A 12455-nucleotide genomic window follows, 5' to 3' on the forward strand; every position below is an offset into this window, starting at 1 on the left:
ATTTTAATTATACTGTTCTTCGTAGTATAATTTATAAGTTCCACTGGTTACTTTCTCTAACCATTTTTGGTTATTTAAATACCAGTCTATGGTTTTGCTTAAACCTTCTTCAAATGTTACAGAAGGCGTCCAACCTAATTCATTTTTTATTTTTGAAGCATCAATAGCATATCGTAAATCATGACCAGGGCGATCTTTGACATAAGTTATTAAGTTTTCGGAACTCCCTTCTTTTCTATTTAATTTTTCATCTAATTGCTTACATAGCAGTTTTACCAAATCGATGTTCTTCCACTCATTAGAGCCTCCAATATTATAAGTTTCTTTATTTATTCCTTTATGAAAAACTAAATCAATAGCCGCAGCATGATCTTGTACATAAAGCCAATCTCTAGTGTAGTTTCCGTCTCCATAAACTGGTAATGACTTATTGTTAATGACATTATTTATAAATAAAGGAATTAACTTCTCCGGAAACTGATTTTCTCCGTAATTATTAGAGCAATTTGTAATAATGTATGGCATACCATAAGTTTCTCCATACGCTCTAACAAAATGATCTGAACTGGCTTTAGAGGCTGAATAAGGAGAATTTGGATCATATGCGGTTTTTTCATTAAACAAGCCTGTTTCACCTAAACTTCCATAGACCTCATCTGTACTTACATGATAAAAAAGCTTATCATCAAAATTATTCTCCCAAGTATCTTTAAAAGCATTTAACAAATTCAAAGTCCCTATGACATTTGTTTTAACAAAAGCTAAAGGGTCTTCTATAGACCTATCTACATGAGACTCCGCAGCTAAATGAATTACTTTATCAAATAAATATTTTTTAAAGAGCTCATTCACAAAAACCTCTTCCGTAATGTCTCCTTTTATAAAATTATAATTATTCTTTAATTCAATTTCTCTTAAATTTTCTAAATTACCAGCATATGTAAGGGCATCCAAATTAATAATTTTATAATGAGGATATTTTTGTACGTATAATTTAACAACATGAGAACCTATAAATCCAGCTCCTCCCGTTATTAAAATAGACTTAGGCTTCATAATTTTTAACAGAATTTATTTTAACACTATAAACACTAATTTAAATAGTACAAGAAACCCTTAACTATTACCTTCTTTCTTTTTTAAGTATTGTCCTAAACCAATAGTAATAAAAACGGAAAAAGTTAATACAAATAAAACTAAAGGTATTAGAAATTTCTTCTTCTCATACCAATTACTAATATCATAACCATTAGTAGGGAAATTAGCTATCACATTAATAACATTTTTTTGCTCAACCTTATCTTTATTAATCATTCTTCTTTGAGCCTCTAGATCAAGACGTTTTTCTATAATCACAGACTCATCCACAATTAAACTTCCAGATTCCGCATTACCCATATATAAATTTGTCCCAGAACCAGTCAAGTTCTCTTTTTTAGATTCGTTTATTCTTATGCTTAAATATTCTTTTACCAACGAGTCTGTTTTTTGTATCTGCACTAAAAGAGCATCATCTTTTCTATTTAAGTTTTCAAGATTAACCTCTACAATTTCTTCTAAATAAATATTACGAGATATTTCTTTAATAAAAGCTTCCTCTATACTCTTATAAATCTTTTTATTTGTTGTTGCTACACCAATTTTATGGATTCTAAAATCATAAGATGATAAAGATTCTTTAAACCGTTCATAATCCATCTCCAATCTTGAAATAGAATCTAATTTTTTATAAAAACCTGAATATTTCTCTACGATAAAATTTTCATCTGCATCTGGTTGAATATAAAACCCTTTTAATGTTTTCGCTTCCTCTTCTGTGATATTTAATCGCTTAGAAAGCTCTACAAAATCTTTATCTTTATTGGCTAATTGATGAAATTCTTGAATATTTTCGTAAACCTGCCTAGCGGAATTAAAATTAGTCTCGATAAACATATTTGCTCCATAAGTTTTATCAGACGTTGAATCCATAAAGAAACCTATTGCAAAACCAATTATAACAACCGAAGCATACCAAATTTTTCTTTTAAAAAAATGAGATAGAACACCTATAAATAATCCAAATATTTTTGTAAAAAACCCTCCAATAAACTTAAAAAGTCTATCAAAAGCATTTCCTATAAGTTTAAATAACTGTCCTAAATCTACCTCTTCAGATTGTTGCGGTTGTGGTAACTCTTTACTCATAATTTTAATTTAATATTTGTTCTAATATGGTTCTTGTAATTAAGTATGTTGGCCTTACTCCTGAGGCACCTAAACCTCCTGAGGCTAATGTTGCTCCTGTTTCTAACGGGTTATCACTAGCGTAATATGCATAACGCACTTTTACATCTGGACTTATACTTCCACGTACTTTAGATGCAGCTTGTATTGCTTTTTGGTAATGTGCACCTTCCATTTCTAATCCAATCACATTCCATGTGGAATTATAAAAGAATTTCAAAATATCTTTATTTTGAAGCGATGTTCCTAAAACGGTTATCATAGAACCATCATAAACATTTACACCTTTTCCTTCTAAATCTTCACGTTTTAATTCGTTATCAAAAGGATAGTTATCTGCCGTACCTTCAAAAATATGCGCCGATGGTATCATAATATCACCTTTACCACCTTCTAAAATACCCGCTTTACCCATTATAGATAGAGATTCTACATTCATATGTACTTTCTCTTTCCCTTTAGGTTTATATGGCTTTAAAAGTTCGTCTATCGTTTCGTAAGCTTGCTCTCCAAAAGCATAGTCCATTACTATAATTACGGGCTTCTTTTCTTTTAAAACGGTTTCACAAGCTTTAATATCTAACTTAGAATTATCAATTTTACTGGTGTCAAATATTTGCACATCAATGTTTGCTCCCGATGTATCTTTAATATAAAACATCCCTTTTTGCAACGCTTCCTTAGAAATTTTATTGCGTAAACTCTCATTTTCTTTATGACTCAAAGACTCATAAACTTCAAATATATCTTTTTTAGCAACAATAGTTTTTAAAGCATTTGGAGTAAAAAGCGTATTCATAACACTGTGCATATTTGCACTTATAATATGAATTGGTCGTTCTAATAAATTATTTTTGTGTAATGTTTCCTTAATGGTATTCGACCATATTTCACCATGGATATGATGACCAATACGCTCTCTTAAAACCGGGCTAAAAGTAATAGTTCGTTTATTATTACCAACCAGTTCTTCTATCGCCAATTTACCTAACCAATACACAATATGCAACAAACGCTCTGGCTGCGAAGCCGTAGAAAATGCGCTATATACATCCGTAATTTCTTTAAACGTTCTGCCTAAAATATTTGCAGTATGTGTAATAGCAACTTCACGTTCTTCTTGTGTAAATTTCTTTTTAGATAAAACAGCATTTTCTAGTTTTATCCAATCGCGCGTTGTATCACCTTCATCATTAATTAATACACGTGTGCTAATTTTATGAGACTCTACAAACAGAAAAGTAAGGTGAGTTAAAATATCGTAAATTTCAGAGCGACCGCGTGTAATTTCAATATTCATCTGCTCATCATCAATACGGTAGCAATTACGACGTCTTTTTGGTGGAATTATAGGTTCAAAATGCGAATCTCCATAACCTTCATCACTGGTTAAATTTATAAACATGCACTCTTCAATACCAATGGGTAATCTATCAATTACGTAAAGCAAACCTTCAAGCTCAGCTTTTTCGTCGCCAATAGAACCGTAAATTTCTGGTCTCAATAAAAGTAAAGAGCTCCTTAGTGTTTCACCAGAAATCCCCATGGGTTTATAGAAACCGCGATTAAATAAGTGGCGCATAGTAATATACAAGCGCTCAATAGCATTCGAACTCTCCTGAGCTCTCGTTCTTTCGTGATGTTTTTTATTACTCATAATTTAATTTGGTGGGTCAAAGGTAATACTATTTTAATTAATTTTCTTACCGTAATAAATCAACTATTTTACGGTCGTTTGAAAGCCTTGGAATTTTGTTCTGTCCGCCCAATTTACCAATAGACTTCATATAATTTTGAAATCCATCTTTCTCAACTTTTGTGATTTTTAAAGGCTGTAATACCTTGCCTTTTATTAGGTCGAAATAATAACTATTTTGGATCTGTAATGACTGGTCTATTTTTTTCGCTAAAGCGGAAAGGTCTTCAGGGTTATTTTCAAATTCTACAAACCATTCATGATAAGGCAATCCTTCCGAAGGATTAATTTGTGGTGCCACAGTAAATTCTGAAACGCGAATATCTGTATTTGCCGTTGCTTCTTGCATGGCCTGCTCTACTTCTTTACCAATTACGTGCTCTCCAAAGGCCGAGATAAAATGTTTTATACGCCCCGAAACAATAACACGATATGGTGTTACCGAAGTAAACTCAACAGTATCACCAATATTATAAGCCCAAAGCCCAGCGTTAGACGAAATAATCATTACATAATTTACACCAATCTCAACAGCACCAATAGTAATTCGTTTCGGGTTATCATCAAAAAACTCATCGGCTTTTATAAACTCGTAAAATATGCCAGAATTTAATTGAAGTAACATGCCTTTTTCATTCTGTTTATCTTGGAAAGCAAAAAAACCTTCACTTGCAGGATAGAGTTCAATACTATCTACTTTTCTTCCGATAAGGTTTTCAAATTTAGCACGATAAGGCTCGTAATTCACACCTCCGAAAATAAACAAGTTGAAATTTTTAAAAATATCGCCAACTTTTTTACCCGTTTTTTCCTGAAGCTTCTCAAAATACATCTGTACCCAAGATGGAATTCCAGAAATAATAGTCATATCCTCCGGTAATGTTTCTTCTACTATGGCATCTACCTTGGTTTCCCAATCGTCAATACAATTAGTTTCTAGAGATGGTAATCTGTTTTTCTGAAGATATTTAGGCACATAATGCGCCACAATACCTGAAAGACGTCCTAATTGCACTCCGTTTTGCTCTTTTAAAATAGGACTTCCTTGTAAAAAAATCATTTTTCCGTCTACAAACTTAGCATTACCAGTTTCGTGTATATACATTAAAATCGCATTTCGAGCCGCTTCTACATGGCTTGGCATACTTTCTTTGGTAATAGGAATATATTTTGCGCCAGAGGTTGTTCCCGAAGTTTTTGCAAAATATAATGGTTTCCCGGACCAAAGAATATCTTTTTCGCCAGCAACTACTCGTTCTACATAAGGTTTTAAGGCTTCATAATCTCGAACAGGTACTCGTTTTACAAAATCGGTATGCGAGTTTATACTAACAAAATCATGATCCTCACCAAATTGAGTTGCCGTAGCTTTTGTAATTAACTCACGAAACACCTTTTCTTGAGTTTCCACAGGGTTATTGCTCCATTTTTGAATGGATTTAAAAACACGTTTTGCAAAGGGTTTTGCTAATGCAGCTTTTAATGAAAACATATTTATTTTGAATGCGTTTTAAACCAATTAATAATTAAACTATCACGTTCGTCAGTTAAATTTGATAAAATATAGCTAAATTTTTCGAACTATTTAAGTAACGTAATTTAGCAAAATTATTTTGGTTACTCTTATAAAATTTAACCTTAATATATAAAGCTTCTACCATTATTTTCATTCTACAAACAACTAGGTTTTTACAAGTGAAATAGGGTGTTTTTATTTAATTTCAACTAAAGAAAATAACATAAAAGTCAAAAGATTCAAAACCTAATTTAAACTGAACATATTATTTAAAATCTATAAAATTTGTTGGATTAATAGGATAACCATCATTCCAAAGCTCAAAATGTAAATGTGGCCCAGTAGATAACTCACCTGTATTTCCCGCAGTAGCAATAACCTCGCCTGCTTTTACCAAATCACCTTGTGCTTTTGTTAAACTTGCATTGTGCTTGTATACAGATATTAAACCATAACTATGCTCTATTATCGCCACGTAACCTGTACTAGCGGTCCATTCGGCAAAAATTACAATACCATCGGCTGTAGCCTTAATTGGTGTATCTTTTGCGACTACAACATCTACAGCATAATGCTTTTCTTTTACATTGTAAGATGCACTAATAGTTCCACTTGCTGGAGGAAATAATATAAAGTTGGTCGCCGATGTTGCCGACTCAAACAAATTATATTTATCTTCTTTATCTACCTTTTCACGAAGCAAAGAATCGGCTGAAGACGGATTTAAATCTACCTCACTAGCCTCTAATTGAACTGCTTGAATAATGGAATCTTTATCAAAATTTTCCGGGCTTAAATCTCCCTTTAAAACCTTTTTTATTGATGCATAATACAATTCATTTACCGAAATCGCTTTCTGTAAAGAATCCGTTTTATAATTCAATTCGGTAGCTTTTCTTTTCAATGCTGTTGAAGAATAACCAGGAATATACTCCCTAAGTGGTGTAAATGCAATTAAAGCATAAGTTGCTGCCACTAAAAATATAGCAGACACCGATATTAAAACAAACACATTTAAACGCGTTAAGTTAAGCGATAAACGCTCCTCAAACGTATTTTCGTTAAGTATAACAAGCTTATACCTATCAAGCAGTTTGCGTTTTATTTTCTTTGGCTTTTTCTTTTTTTCTTTCATGTTAAAACAAAAATAAATAGAATTTATTAAGTAATTACAAATTCAACTATTTAAATACGTGTTTGGCAATATGCTAAAGTTATGTTTAAAACGATGTTATTTAAGTTTAATTATTAACTTTGCAAAACAAAATTGAAAGTTATGATGTTATCGAACATATTTTTAGGAATGATTGGGGCTCCACAAATTATTTTAATTGTAGTGGTTGTTTTACTTTTATTTGGAGGTAAAAAAATACCTGAATTAATGCGCGGACTTGGTAGTGGAATTAAAGAATTTAAAGACGCTAGTAAAGAAGAAGATACAGCAAGCAACAAAAAAGAATAAAACTAATTTTAGTTTAAAAAAAAGACCAACATTTCATGTAAATGTTGGTCTTTTTTTATGCTGTTTTCTTAACTTACTTTATTTTAACCGATCTAATAATAGCTTCAAGTTCCAACATATAGTTACGTTTTTCTACCGATGGTGCGAAAGCAAAACCTTCAATAACTACCCAACGTTTATTAATTTTATCTTCAATAGCATAGTTAATAAATGGTCCGCCCATAAAATCGGCTTTTAAATCCCACAAACCCTTAGTCTCTAAAGTTGGCTTATTATCTACAATAGTTTCACCATGAAAAGGCGTATACGCGTTCTCAGTAATCATATACGACTCTATTTTATCACCGTTAGCCTTTAACTCACCGTCTTGTCTTCCTCGAATGTATAATTCACCAACAGAATCTCTTACTTTTATAATTTGATTAACCACACTATCATTTCGCGTTATTGCATCAAACGGTAGAGTATAAATCATTAAATTATTAGTTCCGGTTGTTATCTCTTTTCTTACCCAAAAGAAATTATCACTCTCCTTCGCTATTCTATAAATAGAAGGAAAATCAATGGTTAATCCCAACTTTTCTTCTATAGATGTATGCGTGTGATTAGATTTACTCATTTGACGCAAACGCTCCGTAAGCTCGACATTTCTGAAAGTTTCAATAATTTTATCGGCATTTGCATTAAGCGTGCTAATAATCTCTTCTCGTGTTTTCCCCGAAACGGTAATTACTTTTTGGGGCTTTGCATACACATCATCAACATATTTAATTCCAGCTTCTTTATTCGGAACAATCTTTAAAATCGTTCTGTTTTTAGTTACAAAACCAGAGAAAACCGATGCCGGAATCTGACTTACAGAAAACATAGGCTCATCTTGCGGAAGTCCATAAATAGGTGTTCCCAGTATATTTCTAATCGCTTCTCCTACACTACCGTCCCATAAATCGTTACCTAAAACCACAGAAACATGACTAATATTTCCAGAAGAATCTGGTAACATAGAATTATCTGAAGTTTTCTTATCGCCACAAGACACTAATAATATTAAAGCCATGGCAGAAAAAATAATTTTTCGCATAATGATATATTGTTTTTTTAAAGTTTAGCTATTTTAAGTTTCATACCTATTTTCAATTTACTACCACTAATACCGTTCCATTCTTTAATATCTTGAACAGAAACTTCAGGAAATTTTTGAGAAATACTCCATAACGAATCTCCATCACTTACCGTATAATAAACTACCTCGCCTTTAATAGGCTTTATTTTAACAGCTGCCTTTGGTGCGCTAGATGTTGAAGTATGAGGTTTTTTAGGGAAAATAGTTAATCGCTGCCCAATTTTTAAGCTATTACTACGTAAGCCATTCCAACGTTTTATATCACTAACCCTAACCGCATACATTCTAGAAATTTTACCTAAGTAATCGCCAGATTTTACACGATAGGTAATTTTATCATCCGCCTCAAAAAATTGCGGTAATGGTTTTTCTCTTTTTTCAAATTCCGCTTTAGCGTAAGCATAAATAGAATCTTCATTATTTACAAAGGTTCCTATCACTTCATTTGGTAACCTTAAGCTATAATTTTCTTCTTTTATAAAAGGAACAACATCTAATTTATATGAAGGATTTAAGAACTGTAATTTCTCTATAGGCACACTTGTAACTTCCGAAACTTGATCTAAGGTAATCATACGTTTTACACGAATAGTATCGGTTTCAAAATATGCTATTTCGGGTTTATACTTTGTAAACCCATGCTCTTCTGCATATTCAAAAATATACATGTTTGCCAAAAAAGCAGGTAGATATCCAGCTGTTTCACGTGGTAAATTATGTCGAATATTCCAATAATTCCTGTAACCTCCAGAACGCCTAATAGCTTTAGAAACGTTTCCTGGTCCCGAATTATAAGCAGCTAAAGCCAAATCCCAATCACCAAAAATACGGTACAAATCTGATAAGTATTTAGAAGCCGCTATTGTGGATTTTATTGGGTCGCTACGCTCGTCTACATAACTACTAACGTCTAAGCCATATTGCTTTCCGGTAGCAAACATAAACTGCCACAAACCGGTAGCGCCAACTCTAGATTTTGCACGAGGTTTTAATGCAGATTCTACAATGGCCAAATATTTAATCTCTAAAGGAATATTTTGATTATCTAACTCACGCTCAAACATCGGGAAATAAAATGCACTCGCCGTAATTAATGTTTGTAAATGACGCCTTCTATGCTTTAAATACGACTTTATAACACTTTCTAACGATGGATTATATTCCACATTAAAAGGTGTACGCGCATCAAGCCTTTTTAAGCGCGCTTTTAAAGTGTCTGTAGATAATTCAGGGTAATCAACAGGATCGTACTTTAACTCGCTTACAGACTTGTAAATAGTATCATAAAGGGCATTGCTATACAGTTCTTCCAACCACTTTTGGTCAATTTTAGCCGCGTAAGCATCATCTTTTAATGTTTTGAAAGACAAACTATCTTTTAAAACCAAGATTTCTTTAACACCTTGCGTTGTTCTATCGATTAAAGAATCTTGCATCATGCTCGTTTTCTGAACAAGGGAATCTTTAACTTTTACGCCTTGTACCAATGTAGAATCGGCCTTTTGAGCATAACAAAAGCTAATATTAAAGATAAATAAAACTATATAAAATCGGAAATTCATAAAATCTGTTCAGTTCGTTATTCAACGATGTTATGGCTAAAGTCGTGTTTTTTTATGAGAATTAGAAAACTAAATATTAATTACTTTCTAATTCAAAAAAAACAAAGCATGTTAAAACGTCCGTAAACACTACAAAACCATCTTTTTAATTCTAAAAACAACTCTAAAACCTCACCGCAAAATATATACCAAAATTTAGCTTAAACGAAACTAATACGTACAAAAAAATCACCTTAGACTCTTTCAATAAAAAAGAAAACCAAGATGATTTTTATATCCTTAAAACGATATACTGCCTATTCTAAAATAGCAGCAATACCAGGAAGTGTTTTTCCTTCTAAGCTTTCTAACATAGCACCACCACCAGTACTTACGTAACTTACTTTATGCTCAAAACCAAATTGCTTAACAGCAGCAACAGAATCTCCACCACCAACTAAAGAAAACGCTCCTTTTTTAGTAGCTTCGGCAATAGAATTCCCTAATTCTATAGTTCCACCAGCAAAACTTTCCATTTCAAAAACACCTAATGGCCCATTCCAAAGTATGGTTTTACATTGCATTACAACATCATGAAATTGTTTTCTAGATTTTGGTCCAGCATCTACACCTTCCCAACCATCAGGAATTTCGTTAATATCAACAATTTGTGTATTAGCATCGTTACTAAAATCATCTGCAGCAACAGTATCTACAGGAATATGAATTTGAACGTTTTTCTCTTTTGCTTGTTTTAAAATATCTAAAGCTAAAGGCATTTTATCATCCTCACAAATAGAATTACCAATTTTACCACCTTGTGCTTTTACAAAAGTAAATGCCATACCACCACCAATAATAAGGTGATCTACTTTATCCAAAATGTTTTCGATAATAGTAATTTTAGACGATACTTTTGCTCCTCCAAGAATAGCTAAAACAGGCTTCTCCCCAGTTTCCATTACTTTATTAATACTTTCTATTTCTTGTGCTAATAAACTACCAAAACATTTTTTACCGTTAAAAAATTGAGCAATAATAGTTGTAGATGCGTGCGCACGGTGTGCTGTACCAAAAGCGTCATTCACATAAATATCACCTAACTTAGATAGTTTTTCAGCAAAATCTTTATCTCCAGCAGTTTCCTCTTTGTAAAAACGTAAGTTTTCTAATAATAAAACTTGTCCTGGCTCTAAGCTTGCAGCAGCAGCTTCAACATCTACACCAACACAATCGGCAACTGTTTTAACTTCAACACCTAAAATATCTTCTACTTTACTAGCAATGTGCTTTAAAGAAAACTCATCTTGAAAACCTTTTGGACGACCTAAATGAGACATTAAAATACAGCTTCCACCATCTTCTAAAATTTTAATAATTGTTGGTTTTGCAGATACAATTCTCGTAGCATCAGTAACTTCAAACTTATCATTTAAAGGCACATTAAAATCTACGCGAATTAATGCTTTTTTATTCTCGAAATTAAAATCGTTAAGCGTTTTCATTTTATTTATATGTTTTAATTTTTAACTATTTGATTCACAAATGTAACTAAATAAACAGCCATTTAAAACGTGTTTTTTAACGAAAACGATGTAGCGAAGCGATAATTTTTAAAAACTAGAAATGTACACTCTAGATACAACCCGTTTTAGTAGATATTCATAGATAAATTACAAAAAAATAACTAAATTTTATGTACGTTTGTTTCATGCTTTTTAAAGATGTTTTAGGTCAAGATCACATAAAAAACCATTTAACCACGAGTGTTGATAATGGACGAATTGCACACGCGCAATTATTTGTAGGTAACGAAGGTTCGGGTACATTACCCATGGCTATCGCTTATGCACAATACTTGCTATGCTCAAATTCTGGAGGAGAAAACACCTCTGGAAACGAAGCTTGCAATTTAAAATTTAATAGTATTTCGCATCCCGATTTACACTTTGCTTTTCCGGTAACTACCAGCGATAAAGTAAAAAGTAAACCGGTGTCTAGTTTTTACTTAGAAGAATGGAGAAAACTTTTAAAAGAACAACCTTACGGAAACTTATTCGATTGGTACAAACTACTTGGCGTAGATAATAAACAAGGCCAAATTGGTGTAGACGAAGCGCTAAATATTGTAAAATCGCTTACACTGAAGTCTTACGAAGGCGGTTATAAAGTCATGCTTATCTGGATGGCCGAAAAAATGAACGGCGCCTGTGCCAATAAGCTTTTAAAGCTAATTGAAGAGCCACCAAATAAAACCGTTTTTATATTAATTGCTGAAGAAGAAGAGCAAATTATAAACACCATACGTTCGCGTTGTCAAATTTTACACTTTCCGCCACTAGCCGAAGATGTTATTGTAGACGCGTTAGTGAAGCAATTTAATATTGATAGAAATGTAGCTACTAAAATAGCACACCAAAGCAATGGGAATTACAATAAAGCATGCGATTTAGTATATCAAGATACCGAAGATAACCAGTTTGAAACTTGGTTTATTATGTGGATTCGAAGCGCCTTTAAAGCTAAAGGAAACAAGGCTGCTATTCTAGATTTAATTTCTTGGAGTGAAGATATTGCTAAAACAGGACGTGAAACTCAAAAGCAATTTTTAAACTTCTGTTTAGACTTTTTTAGACAAGCTTTACTACTTAATTATAAAGCTGATGATTTGGTGTTTTTTGAACCTAAATCTGATAAATTTAAGCTAGAAAATTTTGCTCCTTACGTACACGGAAACAACATTATGGACATTAGTAATGAGCTTCAAGATGCCATCTACCATATAGAACGTAACGGAAACTCTAAAATTATACTTACCGATTTGTCTATAAAACTAACGCGTTTACTACATAAAAAAGCAGATTAAAAACGTTTTAAACTAGTTAGTTTAC

Annotated in this window: 10 protein-coding genes; 2 read left to right on the forward strand and 8 right to left on the reverse strand. The window is 32.4% G+C overall.

What is annotated here, in order from left to right; all coding sequences use genetic code 11:
- Positions 1-3: 3 nt before the first annotated feature.
- The 5 genes from rfbB to BM246_RS06115 all read right to left on the reverse strand — a co-directional run bounded on the left by rfbB (position 4) and on the right by BM246_RS06115 (position 6573).
- A complete protein-coding gene (rfbB, locus tag BM246_RS06095) occupies positions 4-1056 on the reverse strand; it encodes a dTDP-glucose 4,6-dehydratase (protein WP_074936533.1) in 1053 nt (350 codons plus the stop codon).
- A gap of 60 nt (positions 1057-1116) precedes the next feature.
- Positions 1117-2187 (reverse strand): hypothetical protein, encoded by a 1071-nt coding sequence (locus BM246_RS06100; RefSeq protein WP_074936535.1) that lies wholly within the window; start codon positions 2185-2187, stop codon positions 1117-1119.
- Positions 2188-2191: 4 nt separating this feature from the next.
- Positions 2192-3883, reverse strand: a complete 1692-nt coding sequence (locus BM246_RS06105) for a DUF6909 family protein (RefSeq protein WP_074936537.1) — start codon at positions 3881-3883, stop codon at positions 2192-2194.
- Between the two features lie 46 nt (positions 3884-3929).
- Positions 3930-5414, reverse strand: a complete 1485-nt coding sequence (locus BM246_RS06110) for a GH3 auxin-responsive promoter family protein (protein WP_074936540.1) — start codon at positions 5412-5414, stop codon at positions 3930-3932.
- Between the two features lie 289 nt (positions 5415-5703).
- Entirely contained in the window at positions 5704-6573 is an 870-nt protein-coding gene (locus BM246_RS06115; RefSeq protein ID WP_074936542.1) for a M23 family metallopeptidase, read from the reverse strand.
- Between the two features lie 141 nt (positions 6574-6714).
- On the opposite strand from BM246_RS06115, the gene tatA reads away from it, so the two are divergent.
- Positions 6715-6900, forward strand: coding sequence for a twin-arginine translocase TatA/TatE family subunit (tatA, locus tag BM246_RS06120; RefSeq protein ID WP_042504148.1), 186 nt, complete (start codon positions 6715-6717; stop codon positions 6898-6900).
- Positions 6901-6973: 73 nt separating this feature from the next.
- Here tatA and BM246_RS06125 read toward each other — a convergent pair whose 3' ends face one another.
- The 3 genes from BM246_RS06125 to BM246_RS06135 form a co-directional block, all read right to left on the reverse strand.
- Positions 6974-7981, reverse strand: a complete 1008-nt coding sequence (locus tag BM246_RS06125; protein WP_042504150.1) for a DUF4837 family protein — start codon at positions 7979-7981, stop codon at positions 6974-6976.
- Positions 7982-7998: 17 nt separating this feature from the next.
- Complete coding sequence (locus BM246_RS06130; protein WP_042504152.1) at positions 7999-9585, reverse strand: lytic transglycosylase domain-containing protein; 1587 nt, start codon at positions 9583-9585, stop codon at positions 7999-8001.
- Positions 9586-9881: 296 nt separating this feature from the next.
- Positions 9882-11069: a phosphoglycerate kinase gene (locus tag BM246_RS06135; RefSeq protein WP_074936544.1), complete on the reverse strand. Its 1188-nt coding sequence runs from the start codon at positions 11067-11069 to the stop codon at positions 9882-9884.
- A 206-nt stretch (positions 11070-11275) separates the two neighbouring features.
- Between BM246_RS06135 and BM246_RS06140 the strand changes: the two genes are divergently transcribed.
- Positions 11276-12430 (forward strand): DNA polymerase III subunit, encoded by a 1155-nt coding sequence (locus tag BM246_RS06140; protein ID WP_074936546.1) that lies wholly within the window; start codon positions 11276-11278, stop codon positions 12428-12430.
- The last annotated feature ends 25 nt before the right edge of the window (positions 12431-12455 follow it).

It is taken from the genome of Algibacter lectus (genome assembly GCF_900112395.1).
GTDB classification, from domain to species: Bacteria; Bacteroidota; Bacteroidia; order Flavobacteriales; family Flavobacteriaceae; genus Algibacter; species Algibacter lectus.